The organism is Vibrio ezurae NBRC 102218 (genome assembly GCF_000467185.1).
GTDB classification, from domain to species: Bacteria; Pseudomonadota; Gammaproteobacteria; order Enterobacterales; family Vibrionaceae; genus Vibrio; species Vibrio ezurae.
Map to the genome: position 1 here is coordinate 38,029 of NZ_BATM01000023.1, position 16,912 is coordinate 54,940.

General features: G+C 43.7%; 15 protein-coding genes. 8 read left to right on the top strand and 7 right to left on the bottom strand.

Annotated elements, in window-relative coordinates; genetic code table 11:
• Window positions 1-196 precede the first annotated feature (196 nt).
• Both fabV and VEZ01S_RS09330 read right to left on the bottom strand, forming a co-directional pair.
• A complete protein-coding gene (fabV, locus tag VEZ01S_RS09325) occupies window positions 197-1,390 on the bottom strand; it encodes an enoyl-ACP reductase FabV (protein WP_021713789.1) in 1,194 nt (397 codons plus the stop codon).
• A gap of 98 nt (window positions 1,391-1,488) precedes the next feature.
• Window positions 1,489-2,097 (bottom strand): arylesterase, encoded by a 609-nt coding sequence (locus tag VEZ01S_RS09330; protein WP_021713790.1) that lies wholly within the window; start codon window positions 2,095-2,097, stop codon window positions 1,489-1,491.
• Here VEZ01S_RS09330 and VEZ01S_RS09335 point away from each other — a divergent pair.
• Window positions 2,096-2,800 carry an ABC transporter ATP-binding protein gene (locus VEZ01S_RS09335; protein ID WP_021713791.1) on the top strand — a complete coding sequence of 235 codons (705 nt, stop codon included), beginning with the start codon at window positions 2,096-2,098 and terminating at the stop codon, window positions 2,798-2,800. The genes VEZ01S_RS09330 and VEZ01S_RS09335 overlap by 2 nt on opposite strands.
• A 9-nt stretch (window positions 2,801-2,809) precedes the next feature.
• Window positions 2,810-5,257, top strand: coding sequence for an ABC transporter permease (locus VEZ01S_RS09340; protein ID WP_021713792.1), 2,448 nt, complete (start codon window positions 2,810-2,812; stop codon window positions 5,255-5,257).
• A gap of 340 nt (window positions 5,258-5,597) precedes the next feature.
• On the opposite strand, the gene VEZ01S_RS09345 is transcribed toward VEZ01S_RS09340, so the two are convergent.
• From VEZ01S_RS09345 to VEZ01S_RS09355, 3 genes are read right to left on the bottom strand one after another with little or no spacing between them, the layout of a single operon-like run.
• Window positions 5,598-6,548: a 5-oxoprolinase subunit C family protein gene (locus tag VEZ01S_RS09345; RefSeq protein WP_021713793.1), complete on the bottom strand. Its 951-nt coding sequence runs from the start codon at window positions 6,546-6,548 to the stop codon at window positions 5,598-5,600.
• 2 nt (window positions 6,549-6,550) lie between these two features.
• Window positions 6,551-7,255: a 5-oxoprolinase subunit PxpB gene (pxpB, locus tag VEZ01S_RS09350; RefSeq protein ID WP_021713794.1), complete on the bottom strand. Its 705-nt coding sequence runs from the start codon at window positions 7,253-7,255 to the stop codon at window positions 6,551-6,553.
• Window positions 7,252-7,983 carry a 5-oxoprolinase subunit PxpA gene (locus tag VEZ01S_RS09355; RefSeq protein ID WP_021713795.1) on the bottom strand — a complete coding sequence of 244 codons (732 nt, stop codon included), beginning with the start codon at window positions 7,981-7,983 and terminating at the stop codon, window positions 7,252-7,254. The genes pxpB and VEZ01S_RS09355 overlap by 4 nt, the downstream gene beginning before the upstream one ends.
• A gap of 235 nt (window positions 7,984-8,218) precedes the next feature.
• Here VEZ01S_RS09355 and galE point away from each other — a divergent pair, with 235 nt between their 5' ends.
• On the top strand, window positions 8,219-9,232 hold the full coding sequence (gene galE / locus VEZ01S_RS09360) for a UDP-glucose 4-epimerase GalE (protein ID WP_021713796.1): 1,014 nt from the start codon (window positions 8,219-8,221) through the stop codon (window positions 9,230-9,232).
• A gap of 294 nt (window positions 9,233-9,526) precedes the next feature.
• Here the strand turns inward: galE and VEZ01S_RS09365 are convergent, their stop codons facing one another.
• The gene (locus VEZ01S_RS09365) at window positions 9,527-11,941 is read right to left on the bottom strand and encodes a bifunctional acetate--CoA ligase family protein/GNAT family N-acetyltransferase (RefSeq protein ID WP_021713797.1); all 2,415 of its coding nucleotides are present in this window, start codon (window positions 11,939-11,941) and stop codon (window positions 9,527-9,529) included.
• A gap of 198 nt (window positions 11,942-12,139) precedes the next feature.
• Here VEZ01S_RS09365 and VEZ01S_RS09370 point away from each other — a divergent pair, with 198 nt between their 5' ends.
• Together VEZ01S_RS09370 and VEZ01S_RS09375 are read left to right on the top strand one after the other, a co-directional pair.
• The gene (locus VEZ01S_RS09370) at window positions 12,140-12,745 is read left to right on the top strand and encodes an SPOR domain-containing protein (protein ID WP_235868459.1); all 606 of its coding nucleotides are present in this window, start codon (window positions 12,140-12,142) and stop codon (window positions 12,743-12,745) included.
• A 30-nt stretch (window positions 12,746-12,775) separates the two neighbouring features.
• Window positions 12,776-13,768: a D-alanine--D-alanine ligase gene (locus tag VEZ01S_RS09375; RefSeq protein ID WP_021713799.1), complete on the top strand. Its 993-nt coding sequence runs from the start codon at window positions 12,776-12,778 to the stop codon at window positions 13,766-13,768.
• Here VEZ01S_RS09375 and VEZ01S_RS09380 read toward each other — a convergent pair.
• Window positions 13,765-14,730, bottom strand: coding sequence for a tyrosine-type recombinase/integrase (locus VEZ01S_RS09380; protein ID WP_021713800.1), 966 nt, complete (start codon window positions 14,728-14,730; stop codon window positions 13,765-13,767). The genes VEZ01S_RS09375 and VEZ01S_RS09380 overlap by 4 nt on opposite strands.
• Before the next feature lie 165 nt (window positions 14,731-14,895).
• On the opposite strand from VEZ01S_RS09380, the gene yciH reads away from it, so the two are divergent.
• From yciH to VEZ01S_RS09395, 3 genes are all read left to right on the top strand, one after another.
• Window positions 14,896-15,207, top strand: coding sequence for a stress response translation initiation inhibitor YciH (gene yciH / locus VEZ01S_RS09385; RefSeq protein WP_021713801.1), 312 nt, complete (start codon window positions 14,896-14,898; stop codon window positions 15,205-15,207).
• A gap of 272 nt (window positions 15,208-15,479) precedes the next feature.
• On the top strand, window positions 15,480-15,866 hold the full coding sequence (locus VEZ01S_RS09390) for a tautomerase family protein (RefSeq protein WP_021713802.1): 387 nt from the start codon (window positions 15,480-15,482) through the stop codon (window positions 15,864-15,866).
• A 108-nt stretch (window positions 15,867-15,974) separates the two neighbouring features.
• A complete protein-coding gene (locus VEZ01S_RS09395) occupies window positions 15,975-16,763 on the top strand; it encodes an HAD-IIA family hydrolase (RefSeq protein ID WP_021713803.1) in 789 nt (262 codons plus the stop codon).
• Window positions 16,764-16,912: the final 149 nt, after the last annotated feature.

A 16,912-nucleotide genomic window follows, 5' to 3' on the forward strand; every position in this document is an offset into this window, starting at 1 on the left:
CAAATGCTGTCATTATCTTCCTTGAGTACGGTGTTAGGTGAGGTCAAATGAAATCGTATCTACGATCAATCGTATCCCACCGTTCGTATAGTAAAGGATAGACGCTGTTTGCACTGCGTGCCGAGCAGATCCACGGTTATCTTTTGGGAGAACCGTGGATAAGGTAATGGGAAAACGTAAAGTGGGATTTGTGTGGTTAAGGACGCAAGGCTTGTAACTGTGCTAAAGAGTACTGCTGCTGATAATCAACGCCGTCAATGGCAAAACCATTTAACTGTAAAAATTCGCGTTTAAATCCTTGGTAGTCACCAAGCTTAGTAAAGTTGCTTGAATTTAACTGTGGCAGTAAATGGGCGACTTGTTGTTGCACCGAGTCTTGCAATTCCCAGTCATCCACTCGAATCAGGCGCTCTGCATCGACAATGGGATTTGGGTATAACTTGCTGTTAAATAAGCGCTGCATTTGCTCTATACAGGTTTCATGCAGCCCTTGCGCTTTCATGGTTTTATACAAGGCCAGTACATAAGGCGCAAATGTGGGAATAAACACACTGGCTTTTGTGACTAATGCCTTACACACACAGGCGTAAGCGCCACCATTAAAAGGGGCTAACTTTAAATTGAGCGCGTGACTGGTTTGGTGCAGATCAACCTTAGCGCGTCCCAGTGTCCCTTGATGGTAAATAGGGTGGGTGCATTCAGGGCCAATATAAGAAAACGCAATACTTTGGCAACTTGGCGCGATGGCATTGTGATTGATCAATAGGTCTACCCAGCTCTGCCAATCTTCACCGCCCATGACCTTTTGTGTATCAGACACTTCTTGTTCAGTGGCTGCGCACAATACCGTCTCTTGCCAGCTGTCATCTTCTAATCGAATACTGGCTCCGGTTAAAGGCTCGCCAATGGGTTTTATCGAAGAGCGCCACATTTCATCAGAGTCGGGTTTTGGACGAACGCCTGTCGCAAGACTGTAAATGATCAAATCAACCTGTCCATTAAATTGGGTGTTGATCGCATCCAATACTTGCTGGCGTACAGCATCAGAGAATGCATCTCCGATAATGTTGACAGCAGTAGCGCCGGTTGCTTCTGCTTGCTGTTTAAAGTAGATATTGTTGTACCATCCAGCGCTTCCAACTCCTTTCTCAGAGGGACCTCGCTCGAAAGAGACCGCGATAGTATCCGCTTTGCATCCACCAAACGTTAGCGCGATACGCGCAGCAAGCCCAAATCCAGACGAGCCACCTAAAATTAAGACTCTTTTTGGCCCGTTTTTAATCGGAGTCGCATGGGAAACATACGCTACCTGATTCTTGATGCTTTGCTCACATCCGCCGGGGTGTGCGGTGCGCGCCACAACGCCATTGATGATTGGTTCGATCTTCATGATTGACGGGTCCCTTAGTTAACATGAATAGGTTGGTATACTTTTCATTTCAAGCATACAAATGATGCCAGTACACAAATTGCCACAGTCAGGTTTGCCTATGGCATCACTGACAGTATTGGGTTAAGTTGCTCGGCGACAAACTGAGCAATCCAAGGCTGAGCTTTTTCTGTTGGGTGTAAGCCATCTTGCATGATTAAGCCTTCGCTTGTGATGATCTCAGGTAGAAAAAACGGAATCAATTGCACGTTTTTCTCCTTACTTACGGTAGGATAAACCTGTGCAAATGCTTGCGTATAGCGTTTTCCGTAATTAGGCGGAACTTGTATCTGCATCAAAATGACTTGTGCATCACTGTCTTGGCTTAAATCAATCAGCTTGGCGAGGTTATTTTTGACCAGTTTGGGCGAAAAACCTCGTAAACCATCATTAGCACCCAATTCAATTAGCACGTAGTCAGGCTTATGTTGTTGTAATAGTGAGGGAAGTCTCGTTAATCCGTTACCAGTAGTATCTCCTGATATGCTACCGTTAATGATTCTCATTTGATGGCCGTTTTGTGCCAGTTCATCAGGTAATAATGTAGGCCACGCTTTTTCAATGGGCATTTGATACCCCGCACTTAAGCTATCGCCAAGCACTAACAGTGTTGCCGCATTGACATTGATGGAAAAACAAACAAAAAGTAAGGAAAGTAAACGTATCATGACCACATCCGTAATAAAGGCTCAATCTTTAACTAAAATAGTCTCTACCAAACAAGAACATTTAACAATCCTACAAAATGTAAATTTGGATATTGCAGCGGGAGAAAGTGTTGCGATTGTGGGTGCTTCAGGGGCGGGTAAGTCGACCTTGATGACGTTATTGGCTGGCTTGGACGTGCCCAGTGAAGGCGAGGTGGAATTGTTAGGGCACGCTTTGTCATCGTTAAGCGATGAACAGCGCGCTGATCTTCGCAGCCAACACATCGGATTTGTTTTTCAAAGCTTTCTTTTAATACCCAGTTTAACCGCTTTAGAAAACGTCACATTACCCTGCTTATTGCGTGGGGAGGCGGAAGATAAACAAAGAGCCATGCAGCTATTGGATTTAGTCGGGTTGAAAAACCGCGTTTCACACTTACCCTCAGAGCTCTCAGGGGGAGAGCAACAACGCGTGGCATTGGCGCGCGCATTTATGCTACGTCCGCAAATTTTGTTTGCCGATGAGCCGACTGGAAATCTTGATCATGAAACGGCGCAAAATATTGTCAAGCAACTGTTTAGCCTCAATGAGCAACACGGCACGACATTAATTATGGTCACACACGATAATACCCTTGCGGCTCGGTGCGACCGAGTGTTGAACATGCAGTCGGGAAAGTTGATGGTTGAAGAGTCGAGTACTCTTTCTGCAGATTCTCAATAAGAGGGTGATATGACTCAAGCACACACTGAAACCTCATCACCTACGAACCCGAAATTAAACCGTCGTTTACTCGCTTGGAGCTTTAAGGAGATTCGTCACGGTCAGTTGTGGCCGATTTCGGTAGCGCTCACATTGATCATTGCCTGCGTGTTTGCGTTGTCGGCGTTAGCAGAGCGCATGGAGCAAGTGATCGTGAAGCAGGGTGCAGACGCTTTGACCGCCGATCTCGTTTTTCGCTCATCGGAACCGATTCCTGATGCTCTGAAGGTGGATGCACTGCCTGCCACCATCAAGACGGCGTCCATGGTGCGTTTTGCGACAATGGCATTTAGTGACCAAGATATGCTATTGGTCACGGTGAAAGCGGTTGATGACGGGTATCCGCTACGAGGTCATTTACAATTGTCGGACGGCCATTCCCATGTTGCTCAAGGACAATTGTGGTTAGAGAAGCGCGCTATGGTCGCGCTGAACGTAACACAAGGCGATACAGTCTCTATTGGTGATGCAGATTTTGTCGTCAGCGGCGAGGTTGAGCAGCAACCGGGCCTGAGCTTTAATCCCTTTCAGCAGATGCCTACCGCGATGATTCACTCTAGTGATATTGAGAAAACGGGTGCGTTGCAAATAGGCTCAAGAGTTCGATATTTACAATATTTTAGCGGAGACAACACTGAACTACAGGCGCTAAAGGAAGGGATACCTCTTGCGTCGGGAGACCGATGGCGCGATCAACACAGTCCGAGTCGTAGCAACGATATGTTCACTCGTACCACGCAGTACCTTTCATTAACGGTGGCGATTGTGGTGATCATGGCAGCCACCACATTGGTTCTCACTTGTCAGCATTACGTTGCGGGCCGCAGACAAACGGTAGCGATGCTTAAAAGTATCGGTGCCAGTAAAAAGTGGATAGGACGCTGGCTCATGATTCAGGTTCTGCTGCTGTTTGTGATAGGTGCTGTTTGTGGGGTGGGTATTGGTTATCTACTGGAAGTATTGTTAAGAGTGCCATTGGCGGATCTGTTGCCTGATCCGCTTCCGAGTTACGGTGTCACTCCGGCGTTATTGTCGATAGTGACGTGCTTTTTGATCGGTGTACCTGCTCTTGGCATTCCAATGATAAACCTTGTTAACACTTCTGCGAGCAGTGTCTTGCAACCTGCCGTGCAGGCCCGCGGTAAATCATGGTGGCTGGTGGCAGTCCCTATTGTGCCGATGCTCATTGCTTATGCTAGTAACACCTTAGTGTGGATCGTACTGGCGTCAATGGTGCTTTTATTTGCGGTATTGGCGCTAATTGCGGTATTGATTTCTAAGTCGATAGGTAAGCTAAAGCTGGCTCCGGCAATGGCGTTAGCGGTGAGCCGTTTAAATCGTTCATCCATCGCCAGTGGATTGCAATTTGGCGCGCTGGCTCTGTCGCTCATGTTACTTGCGATTGTTTGGTTGGTAAGAACCGATTTGCTGGGTGACTGGCGAAGTACTTTACCCGAAAATGCACCGAATGCGTTTGCCATTAATATTGCATCGTATGAAATCGACGATTACTTAGCACAACTTGATCAACATAATATCGAGCGTTCGCACGCGTATCCGATTATTCGTGGAAGGTTGGTGACGGTCAATGGTGAAGATGCCAAGCAAGTGTCTAAGGAGCATCAAGAGACCGACGCGGTTCGTCGTGAACTTAATTTAACTTGGGCTGAGCAATTGCCTGAGTATAACGAAATGCTAACGGGGACATGGGGCAGTGAGAATGGAGTCTCAGTTGAATCAGAGGTTGCACAAGCCTTAGATCTTAAAGTAGGTGATGAGCTTGGCTTTTCCATCAGCGGACAAACGGTGTCAGCGGTGGTCAATAGCATTCGTAAAGTGGAGTGGCGTCAAATGAAGCCGAACTTCTACTTTATCTTTTCGCCTAAATATGCGGATAAAATGCCCGGTGCTTTTATGGTGTCTTACCGAATTGAAGCGGATAACGATGCGGCTGTACAGGCGCTCTCACATCAATATCCGACAGTGAGTCTGCTTGATATTCGTAAAATGGGCGACAAAATTCAGTCATTATTGGCACAAATTGTGTGGTCAATTACAGTGCTCGCAGGACTTGGTGTTATTGCGGGTTTACTACTGATATTTACCTTGCTTCGATTGAGTATTTCTCAAAGACAATTAGAAATACGACTGTATCGTACGCTGGGCGCTAGTAGAAAGCGCATATCTTCTACGCTGTGGTGTGAATATGGTTTGATGGCATTGATTGCCGGTGTCGTGGCGAGCATAGGGGCCGAAGTCAGTGTCAGCGGTTTGCTATATTGGGGATTTGATTTGCCGGCCCGCATTCATCCACAACTTTGGTTTGCGTTGCCGATGCTCACGTTTATCATTTTAGGTCTAGTCGTTAACAGTTTGATAAATCAGCTGTTACAACCGGTAAGAAACCGCTCTCTTTAAAGGGATAAAATCAATAAAAAATGTGTAGGTGCGCGCTTTCTATGACATTTTTTACGTTGAGTGTTAGCCATTGATCACATATTTACAGACCAATAGTGGGGACTATTTATCCACTATTGGTCGTGTAGAACCGTACTCTTTTTGTCGAAACACGCTTTTGTGCTAATTTGGTTATCCACACGAATTGTGGATAACTACTTGGATAAGTGTATAACAGAAATTAAGTGATCGGGTGCTAAGCTATGGCTATTCGGGGCTTGAGAAATATCGTTATTCACAATATCAATGAAATGGAATTTCATTGGAATCAGGTCAAGATTTTTTTTGATTATTTTAACTGTTATCGCAAGGTAGCGTTTTCGAAAAATCGCATCCATGCTTGATATTGTTCTGTACATTTATCTACATTACTTTTAACAAACTTAACCTTTGCTCCTGGCTTGAGTTGAGCCAGTTTCCCGATATCCATGCGCGCGATATTGCCCACTTTTGGGTAGCCTCCAATCGTCTGCCTTTCGCAAAGCATGATGATAGGTTGTCCGTTGGGTGGGATCTGAATAGCACCAATAGATATCCCCTCCGAAATCAAATGCCGATCAGGGGACGAAATACATTGTCCCTTTAACTGATACCCCATCTTATTGCTCTGCTTATCCACTTGAAAGGTGCTGCAGAATAACCTCTGTAATGCCTCTTTGCTGAATGTTTGATATTGAGAGCCTAATATGACATTAAGAGTGACAATGGATGAATGTTTTAATTTTGGAACATAGCTCGGAGAAACCGCTAGGTTATGGTCGAGCGTGAGATGATGAAGACGAGATTGAATGACGTCTCTCGCCTGCAAAATGCTGCCATCGCGCCGTAAACCGCCAAGACACTCTTTAGTGACGGTTGCGGTACTCGCAAGATGTAAAGGTGCGGCGACGCCACCGGGCAGCGCGATATAGTGCCTTAAACCGTCACGGGGCGTTGGAATGATAAGATGCTGGCCTTTTTTTACTTTAAGCGTTTGCCACGAAGCCGTCACGACATTGTCTAGCAATATCGGACTGACGGCCCCTGTGATAGCGATGTAGGTATCTTGCTCGAATACCGCTTCAAATCCGCCTAAGGTTACTTCTATTACCGCACTGCCAAATGGGTTGTTTAATAGTGTATTCGCCCAGTGATAAGCGTATTCATCAGCAACGCCACCTTGGGTGATTCCTAAGTGAGTAAACCCAAAACGCCCGCCATCTTGAATGCTGCTAAGTGGACCGGTTTTTAAAATAGTCAGTGTATTATTCAAGATTAAATGTCGCCTCCGAGCGCTTTAAATTCGTTTTGTGTGATAGAAACAAAGCGTACGCTGTCACCTGCACTAAGAAGGGTCATAGGTTGAGAATTTGGCGTATATAAAGCGCTTGGCGTTCTGCCTATTACGTTCCATCCCCCAGGGCTTGTTTGTGGGTATATCGCCGTCTGCGGCCCTGCAATGGCAACGCTTCCTTTGGGCACCTGTGCTCTTGGCGCATCTAGTCTGGGAAGCTGTAATGCAGTTGGCACCTCAGCCATAAAAGCAAATCCAGGGGAAAACCCGAGTGCATACACTTGATAGGTAACGCTCGTGTGCAGAGCTGCAATCTCAGACAACGTCAGTCCTGTGAGTGTTTGGTAGCGCTTTGCGTCCAAAGCGACAGACGCAGCGTAATAGACGGGTACTTCAATGATTGGACGTGTTGTCTCGGTTGTGGAGTGAAGGCTTTTTGCTAACAAGCTGTTGAGCTGTTTTTGAATATGCACCCAATCAAAATGAAGCGCGGAAAACTCAAGCAGCACCGAAGTATAAGAGGGGGTGTAATTTATCGGCGCAGGTTGCAGAGTTTTGGTGATGGTATGTACTAGAGCGTTAACGTGTGTGGATATCTCAGGGGTGATGTGCTCGCTAAGCTCAATTAACACACTGCACTCACCAACACGCTGTATTTGTGGAAGAGCATCTTGCGATATCTTCATTGTTGATGATCATCAATTAATTGGCGTAGACGCTGGGCATAGCGTTGTACACTAGGGTTATCACCGTGCAGACATAAAGAATCCGCAAACAGCTGAATATTCTTGTTATCGATGCTTTTAAACGGTTGTTTGCCAATGATAGCACTGGCTTGAAGGGAGAACTGTTCAATATCTTCAATTACCGCGTCCGTATGCGAACGGGGCGTGAGCTGCCCGCAGGCATCGTAACGACGATCGGCAAAACCTTCGTGAATGAGTTCGACATTCATGTGCTGTGCTCGTTGCAAATAATCGCTGCGCTGGGTCGCGAGTATCATTAAAGGCAGGTTTAAAATGTGCGCCGCTTTTAGTATCGCGTCATATAACTGGATATCTTTCATCATGTCGTTATAAAGCGCACCGTGGGGTTTTATGTAATCGACACGGGTTTGGTGTAAATGACAAATACCTTGTAATGCGCCTACTTGATAGAGGACTAAATGGGTGATTTGCGCGGTGGTATGAGCAATGGAGCGTCGTCCAAACCCCTGTAAATCGGCATAACCAGGATGGGCACCAATTGAGACTCTATGCGCTTTGGCTAACGCAACGGTACGTGACATGATGTCGGGATCGGAGGCGTGAAATCCACAGGCGATATTTGCCATGTCTAAATAGGGCATGATTTGCTCGTCACAGCCCATGCTCCATGCAGCAAAGCTTTCTCCTACATCGCAGTTGAGCTTCATTTATTCCTTCCTTGGTCGCAGTTCATTTTTGTTTTATTGATCCTATATCACTGTATGCGTTTGTTGCGTTTTATACAAACTTGATACTAGCCACTCAATATTAGAGATCCACCTGATATAAAAGGACTTATTATTCGAACATCCTCACTATTGACCCGAATTTTACAGCGGATAAATTTAAATAAAGACTAAAATAAGGTAATCTGACGCGTAATTAATTCAGTTGGCGATACTCATGAAAGTACTTGTAACCGGCGGTATGGGCTATATCGGTAGCCATACCTGCATTCAGCTTCTAGAAGCGGGCTTTACGCCTGTGATTTTTGATAATTTATACAACAGTAAAGCGACAGTAAATGAGCGTATTCGCTTAGTGACGGGACAAACTGTTGAATTTATTCAAGGTGATATTCGCGATAAAGCGCTATTAGTCAAGACGTTAGAACAACACAATATTGATGCGGTTATTCACTTTGCGGGCTTAAAAGCGGTAGGTGAGTCGGTGGAAAAACCCCTAGAGTATTACGATAACAACGTGAACGGCACCTTGGTATTGGTTGATGCGATGCGCGATGCCGGTGTAACACGACTAGTGTTTAGCTCTTCGGCTACTGTATATGGTGACCCGCACACTGTGCCTATTACAGAAGACTTCCCAACCAGTGCCACCAACCCTTATGGTCGCAGTAAATTGATGGTTGAAGAGTGTTTAACGGATTTTCAATTAGCAAACCCAGATTGGAGCATCACTTTGCTGCGTTACTTTAACCCTGTTGGCTCTCATCCAAGCGGTCAATTAGGCGAAGATCCGCAAGGCATTCCAAACAACTTGATGCCGTTTGTTTCGCAAGTGGCTGTAGGGCGTCGTGAATACTTGTCAGTATTTGGCGATGATTACCCGACGCCAGATGGGACGGGTGTGCGTGATTATATCCATGTTATGGATTTAGCGGATGGTCATATTGCCGCTTTGCAACGTGTTGGTATTCAATCTGGGTTGCATATCTTTAATTTGGGGACGGGCAACGGTTCTAGCGTATTGGATATGGTGAAAGCCTTTGAACAAGCCAGTGGCAAGAGCATCGCGTATAAGATAGCGCCTCGTAGACCGGGTGATATTGCTGAGTGTTGGGCTGATCCGGCTAAAGCTTATGCCGAACTGGGCTGGAAAGCGACTCGCACATTGCAACAGATGACCGAAGATACTTGGCGTTGGCAATCGGAAAATCCGAAGGGTTACCCTGAATAATTCCGAATAAATGCTATACATTCTCTTACTTGTTGTTACAATTACATTGAGGTTTGTATCTTTGGTGTAACTTATTGATAACGGGTGGAAGAAATATGGAAATAGCGCTAATCGTCACATTTATTGCAGCTTCAGCGGTAATGGTGATTAAAGAAATCAAAGCAAGCAAATAACTGCGATTATTTTGCAATAATCCAGTTTTGTTTGTTTTTTTGATTGCAAAATACGCAGGCCAACTCAGATGAGTTGGCTTTTTAGTGTTTGACAGGTCACTCCTTTAATTGGAATTTGCCGTTATAAATTAAGTGCCATCTCTACAACGCCTTCTTCAAAATCTACTTTGGCTGAAAACCCTAATTTTTGTGCCAGCGTGACCATGCCTTTATTCGATGGCATCGTCATTCCGTTCATATGTTGTATGCCTTTATTTTTGCAATAATCGATGATTGATTGCATCAAAATCCGCCCCAGTCCTTTGCCTTTCATATCTGAGCGAATCAGTACCGCAAATTCAGCACTATTGATTCTAATATCGGTGATCGCGCGCACTACGCCTAAGATTTGCTTATCTTTAACAAGCACTAAAGCCATTTCACGGTCGTAATCAATTTGAGTGAGATTGGCGAGGGCTTGATGATCAAACTCACCAACGTCACTGAAAAATCGCTTATAAAGATCTTCCTTGCTGACATTATTAATAAACTGCGCGTGCAAGGGTTCGTCTTCAGGGCGGATTGGGCGCAATAGCAGTTGAGTGTTGTCTTTTAAGGTGACGGTTGATTCAAGTTCAATGGGATACGGCAGTATTGCCAAAGGGCGCTCGATAGCACTATTTAAACGTGTGTGGATTGGAGTGATCTGGCAATGTTCAAGATGATTAAAACTGACATTGAGATGCATTGATTCTATACACCCTTGATCAACGATAAGCTGAGAAAAACGGACTAGTATTTGCGTTAAAGACTCAAATTGTGTGTTTGATATGGGGGATAGGTTACGTCGTTGTAGCGCATTTTTGATCAACAGCTTAGAGAGTTTATCGTTTAAGGGCGGGAAGCCAGCCACACAGTATTGGTCGTTCAGTTGTTGTGTATTGAGTCGTTGCTCTTTAAGTTGCAGTTGATGTTGCTCATTACCTAGTAAAATTACCGGCCCAAAGGTAGGGTCGCAGTTAAGGTGTAAGCTCACTGTTGCCTCTTTCGCACGGTCATGGCTAAGAGTAGGGATTTGGTAGCAATCCAGTAACTGCGCTATTTTATCGATACTGAGTTCGGGCTTGGTTTGTTGCAGCAACAGGTTTTTTGCTTTAATTCCGGCTTGCGCGATATGCTCAATCGATAAAGGCGTTTCCATCAATTGAACTTGGCTAGCACGATAGCGCACCAAGTGCATAAACGCCATTATGCTACTTTCTGGCGTTCGATAAGTAGGAATGCCGTGCTTGGAAAACAAACTGCGCGCCTGTTTTGCTGAGGTTTCACCCAGCCAGTTGGTCAATAAATTTATTCGTTTTCTATTTGGGTGTCGGCGGTAAATTTCTAGAAGCTGCGAAGCAGTACTGAGTGGATCTGAAATCGCCGATGGACTGTAGAGCACTAAGACGGCATCGATGTCTTTGCTGTCTAGCAGCAGTGTAAATGCCTTTAATAATTTCGTGCTTTGCCAGTCCCCTGATAAATCGATAGGGTTAACAGTACATTCATTAGAGACGCTTTTTAGCTTCCCGAGAATATCATCCGAAAATTCAGCTAACTTTCCTCCAAGGTGTTGAAGTACGTCACTGGCTATAACCGCAGGCCCTGAGCCGTTGCTGATCATGGCTAAACGTTTGCCTTTCAGTGGAATAGAATGGGTGAGGGTTTCGGCTGCTGCAAACAATTCATGGGTAGAATGCACCCTGAGCAAACCACAGCGATCAAACGCTGAATCATAAACCACATTCAGCGATTTGCTACCGCCGTGATGCAGCATGGAAAGATCTTTTCCTACTTCGGAGCGTGCGCCTTTTAACACTAAAACTCGTTTATTACGTGAGGCCGCGCGCGCCGCTGACATAAAACGTCTTGCGTCTTGAATATGCTCCACATACAGCAAAATAGCCTCTGTTTTACTGTGCATACTCAGATAATCAATGACTTCGGCTATACCTACATCGGCCATACTGCCAATGGACACAAAGGCTGAAAAACCGATTTGTTTGTCATTTGCCCAATCCAACACAGTTGTGGCGATTGCCGCCGATTGAGAAATAAAGGCGATTTTACCCGGTAGCACTTTAACTGGAGATAAAGAAGCATTGATGGATGCCCAAGGCATACACAATCCTAAGCTGTTTGGCCCCACAATACGGATGTTGTGCAATTTGGCTTGCTGTTTAAGGGCTTGATGTTGCTGTTCATCAAACAATGAATTGGCAATTAAGATGGCCGCGCGAACCCCTTTGTCATCTAAGTCGCTAAACAAAGAGGGTAATTCTTGGTGATCCACACAAATAATGGCCAGATCAGGGACAAGGGGTAGTGATTCAATATTGGGATAACACAACACGCCAGATACGGAGGTATGCTTAGGGTTAACAGGTAACACCGTGCCACCAAAACCAGAAAGTAGCAGATTATCGACCATCACTTTTCCTGGAGACATAGGTCTATTTGACGCGCCAATAATGGCAATAGCACTTGGGTTAAACAACGAATCCATTGGGCTCATAGATGTGTGTCCTAAAAGAAGTATCTGTTTAATTTTAAAGCGGTTTACATCATCAGTGTGACAAATTTAACCTGTTTATAGCATCAAGGCTGAAAAGTGAGCTTTTGATCACGTCTAATTGCACTTAGGCAAAGGCTTTTCCTTGATTATGTAAAAGATGATGGGCATGATTTTGATAATTGAGTGTGAATGAGAATTATGATGAAAAAGACGGCGATAGTTTCACTTGCTTTGTTGTTAGCAGCATGTAGCTCAAGCGAGTACCAAACAGATATACAATCGGAAAGTTATCAAGAAAATTATCAAACAACTCAAGCTGAGGTAGATGCGAAAAACCCTCAAATTGAAGAGCAAGATTTGACGCCTGTGGCGACGCCAATTGCACAAGATACAAACATAAGTGACGTTACAACAGATAACGCGACTAGTAATACGGATGTGATGAACGAAGCGAAGAGCGACAGTGTGGAGTCTAGTGTTTCTACAACAACGCCGGCGGAAAAAAACGCATCTCTAAATGCGCCAAGTAAAGGTTTTTCAATCCAACTGGCGACGCTGTCTGATAAACAAAAAGCGCAAGCATTTGCCAAAGAGCTGCAAACAGACACCACACTTTGGCTACAAACTAAAAGTATCAATGACAAAGTGGTTTACTCTGTCGTAATGGGTGATTTTGGCGATTACGATCAAGCCAAAGGAGCCGTCGCAGCGCTACCTGAGCGCTTACAAAAGCTAAAACCGTTTGTTAAAAACTTTACTGACAAAGAATTGGCAGCAAAAGATCACTTTCTGCTGTTAAAATAACTACGTATAAGATCGATTGGGTTTATCAAAATGTCGAACATTAATATTCTTTTGCTGTGTGGTGGTGGTTCTTCAGAGCATGAGGTGTCTTTAGTTTCCGCTGATTATGTTCAGCAACAATTAGAACTGAGCAGTGACTTTAACGTTATTCGTGTCGAAATCGTGAATGATTCATGGCTTAATAATGACAAACAAGAATGCTATTTAGATATTCATTCTAAAGAGCTTGTGGTCGGGAATAGCCGCTCCAATATTGACTATATTGTACCTTGTATTCATGGCTATCCAGGTGAAACGGGTGATATTCAATCTCTATTTGAACTTGCTGGCATTCCTTATTTCGGTTGTGGGCCTGAAGCAAGCAGTAATAGTTTTAATAAAATCACCTCTAAACTTTGGTATGACGCTATTGGCGTAGAAAACACACCGTATTTGTTCCTAACGGAAAACAATTCACAAAGTATCGAACAGACTCAGCAGGCGTTTGATACTTGGGGAGCAGTGTTTGTCAAAGCGGCACGTCAAGGTTCTTCTGTTGGTTGTTACAAGGTAACAGAATCATCAGAGCTGCAACGTGCAGTGACTGATGCATTTAACTACTCAGAACAAGTGTTGGTTGAGAAAGCAGTAACACCGAGAGAGCTCGAAGTTGCCGCATATCAATATCAAGGCAAGCTGTATATTACCGCTCCAGGTGAAGTGATTGCACCTTCGGGGACGTTCTATTCCTATGAAGAAAAGTACAGTTCTGATAGTCATTCAACCACCGAAATCGAAGCGAAAGGTCTGACGGATGTTCAACGTCAGAAGATAGCAGAATACTCACATAAAGTGTTTGTGCAAATGGGGTTGAAAGATCTGTCTAGAATCGACTTCTTCTTAACGGAAGATGGGGATATCTATTTGAACGAGGTGAATACCTTCCCTGGTATGACGCCTATTTCAATGTTCCCTAAAATGCTCAGCAATAATGGTCACTCTTTCTCTGACTACCTTGCTCAAGCGGTAAAATCGGCACTTTAATCCCAAGGTTTTATCGATTTAAATTTAAGCCTTTCACTGTCTGCCAATACTTGTTTACCAAGATATTGCGCGGGCATTGCTGGGCTTAACCAACGCCCAAAGTCTGTAATATCTCGCACGTTATAACCTTGTTTTGCCAACTCTTTGGTTGCGCCCACTCGAGCCGATTGACCAGATAGCTTCAGTGGAATGTCCAATTGCGTCTCAGCGCTTCGAAATACACGGTAAATAGACGATGAATCTAAAGGTTCATCACCAATATTACCATGCCTGTCTATACGTCGAAACACCGGCCCTAAATGTTCGGGCAACATCAGCAGCCAACGTTTGACGATTTCACTGCTTTGGTCGGAGAGTTGATAGTGGTGGTCATTGATGCTCAACTGAATGGGTTTATCGTCGATAATATCGAACGTCAGTTGATGAAAATGCAAGGTTCGTAGTTCACTGCGCTTCATCGCACACTCGAACATCACCGATAATATCGCCGCGTCACGCAATTGCTTGAGGCTACTTTCGGCGTCTAACTGTTGCTGAATGAGATGTAGGTGTTCAGCGTTAAACGCTTCAGCCTGCTTTGCATCGCCTTTTTTATCAAGGCGTAGTTGAGCGAGTAACATTTTGATTTGACGATGGTTGCAAGGGTCGGGGAACTCATGAAACTTGTGCACCAACCCAATAGTGATAGCCATTCTCTTGATAGTGGCGTACTTTCTAGTTTGCGTTTGTTTTTCTAAAAATAGACGAACAGCTAAGGTCGATGCCACAATAGCAGAGACTTTTTTACTCCCGCAGAACTCAACAAAGTGATTCCAGTCGTTATACATAGATAACAATGAATTACGACTATACTGGCGCTGGGTCAGCGTATCGAAGTCTTCGATGCTCACTTTGTTATTGAAACGAGCACAGCTTTGCTTTTTTAGCACTGGATCTGTGATTGGGATACATTTCTTTCTCATTTTAGCGCACTATAACTAAATGTAATTAAACGAATAATAGACGCTAACCGTTTGATTGAAAAGAGTTAGTGAAAAATATTCTTTAGGTTATGCAAAACCAATAGTGAATTTTGACCGAGTTAAGTGTTAAAATTACTCGTATAAACTCTAAGATAAGGCAGACGTATGTCTCTTGTATATTCAACCGACGTAGGGCGCATTAAGCCTGAAGAACAAAAAATAGAACGTCCTAAAGGTGATGGCATTGTTCGTATTCAGCGACAAACTAAAGGTCGTAAAGGGAAGGGTGTCTGTTTAGTTACCGGCCTCGACCTTGATGATGTGGGTCTGAAACTGATGGCCGCAGAACTTAAGAAAGTATGCGGTTGTGGCGGCTCAGTTAAAGATGGCGTTATCGAAATACAAGGTGATAGTAGAGATAAGATCAAAGCACACCTTGAGAAGAAAGGACATACGGTTAAGCTTGCTGGCGGTTAATATTAACTGTAATTACTTATATCAATTGAGCCTAATGTCATAGTTGGGCTTTTAAAGAAACAACTGACGCACTATAACTAAATCTAGCTATCAATAAACAATAATAGAATACCCATCCTTTACGTTATATTAAAATATCATAACTCTTTAAAATACAATGTTTTACTATTCAACAAAGAGATAAGGCGTATGATGATAAGACCTATAAGCGTGCTTAAGCCACAAAATCACGTTTTTACTTTCCATAAACATCATCAAAAATAGGTCACGCAATGATAGTAATTTACGGCATCAAAGAGTATTTAAACCCAATCAAAGCACGACTCTCAGACGTCATTCAATGTGCGATGAGTAAATCCCTTAGTTTGCCAGACGATAAACGGGCTCATCGTTTTATCCCAATGAACCACGATGATTTTTTCTTTCCAGGCGGAAGAACAGCAGCTTACACAGTCATAGAAATCAATATGATGGAAGGCCGTCAAATTGATACCAAAAAGAATCTCATCAAAACCTTATTTAAAGATATCGAAGCCGAATTAGGCATATCTCCAATTGATATCGAAATTACGATCAAAGAACAACCAGCACATTGTTGGGGATTTCGTGGCATGACGGGTGATGAAGCTAGGGATTTGCAGTATAAGGTGAAGATGTAGTTAAGCTTTATGTTTCAATTCAGCATAATTTTAGCTTCATCATAAATAAAATTTTTGAGTATGTAAGTTTACATACTCTTTTATCTATACTCTCGGAGAATGATGCAAATGAAAGGCATTATTTTTGACATTGATGGCACTCTTATTCTCAATAATCAGCCACTTCCTAATGCACGGGAGACAATAAATGATCTTCGTAAACTAGGCGTACAACTACGCTTTGTTACCAATACGACGGGGAGGACGCCGAAACAATTAATGACGATACTGAGGGAATTGGGTTTTCAGGTGGACGCTAGTGAAATCTTAACTTCAGTGGCAGCTTGCATCTATTTTCTGAACGAAAACAACTATGGCAAAGCTGGCTATCTTGCGATTCCGGACAGAATTAAGGAACAATTTACAAAGATCAAACAGACGACAAAGAATCCATCTTTTGTTGTCATGGGAGATCTCGATAAGAAATTTGACTATACAGTATTAAATCGTATTTTCAATTATATGAGAAATGGTGCTCAACTCATCACATTTCACCGAAACCCATTTTTCTTTAAAGAAGGCAAAACCTGGCTTGATAGCGGAGCTTTTACGCTTGCGCTAGAACATGCTGGTGATCAAAAAGCTATTGTCACTGGTAAGCCGGCAGCGCAAATGTTTCAACATGCAGTACAGTCTATGGGGCTACCAAAACACGAAGTCATTGTGATTGGAGACGATGTACTTAGTGATATTTTGGGCGCTGAACAAGCTGGTCTTCAAAGCTACCTTGTGACAACGGGCAAATTTAAACCTGAGCAACTAAACGAACATGATCTGGAAAAGGAACGTTTGCTTAATAATTTATATGATGTCATCAGTATGTGTACCTATGAAGATAAGAATAAATTTAAGTATTAAACATGGCCATAATAATGCTCATACAACCAAGTATCTTTTAGGAACAAAGAAGAGGGGTTCATCTTATTGATTAGTTAGAGAGAGCAATAGTCAGGCATTAGTTGTCTTAACAACCTCATTTAACATAACATTGATTATGCGCACTACAG

Bases quoted from the DNA above. Each gene is read 5' to 3' on its own strand.
- fabV (WP_021713789.1), bottom strand. From the start codon at position 1,390: ATGAAGATCGAACCAATCATCAATGGCGTTGTGGCGCGCACCGCACAC.
- VEZ01S_RS09335 (WP_021713791.1), top strand. From the start codon at position 2,096: ATGACCACATCCGTAATAAAGGCTCAATCTTTAACTAAAATAGTCTCT.
- VEZ01S_RS09330 (WP_021713790.1), bottom strand. From the start codon at position 2,097: ATGATACGTTTACTTTCCTTACTTTTTGTTTGTTTTTCCATCAATGTC.
- VEZ01S_RS09340 (WP_021713792.1), top strand. From the start codon at position 2,810: ATGACTCAAGCACACACTGAAACCTCATCACCTACGAACCCGAAATTA.
- pxpB (WP_021713794.1), bottom strand. From the start codon at position 7,255: ATGAAGATATCGCAAGATGCTCTTCCACAAATACAGCGTGTTGGTGAG.
- VEZ01S_RS09355 (WP_021713795.1), bottom strand. From the start codon at position 7,983: ATGAAGCTCAACTGCGATGTAGGAGAAAGCTTTGCTGCATGGAGCATG.
- galE (WP_021713796.1), top strand. From the start codon at position 8,219: ATGAAAGTACTTGTAACCGGCGGTATGGGCTATATCGGTAGCCATACC.
- VEZ01S_RS09365 (WP_021713797.1), bottom strand. From the start codon at position 11,941: ATGAGCCCAATGGATTCGTTGTTTAACCCAAGTGCTATTGCCATTATT.
- VEZ01S_RS09370 (WP_235868459.1), top strand. From the start codon at position 12,140: ATGATGAAAAAGACGGCGATAGTTTCACTTGCTTTGTTGTTAGCAGCA.
- VEZ01S_RS09375 (WP_021713799.1), top strand. From the start codon at position 12,776: ATGTCGAACATTAATATTCTTTTGCTGTGTGGTGGTGGTTCTTCAGAG.
- VEZ01S_RS09380 (WP_021713800.1), bottom strand. From the start codon at position 14,730: ATGAGAAAGAAATGTATCCCAATCACAGATCCAGTGCTAAAAAAGCAA.
- yciH (WP_021713801.1), top strand. From the start codon at position 14,896: ATGTCTCTTGTATATTCAACCGACGTAGGGCGCATTAAGCCTGAAGAA.
- VEZ01S_RS09390 (WP_021713802.1), top strand. From the start codon at position 15,480: ATGATAGTAATTTACGGCATCAAAGAGTATTTAAACCCAATCAAAGCA.
- VEZ01S_RS09395 (WP_021713803.1), top strand. From the start codon at position 15,975: ATGAAAGGCATTATTTTTGACATTGATGGCACTCTTATTCTCAATAAT.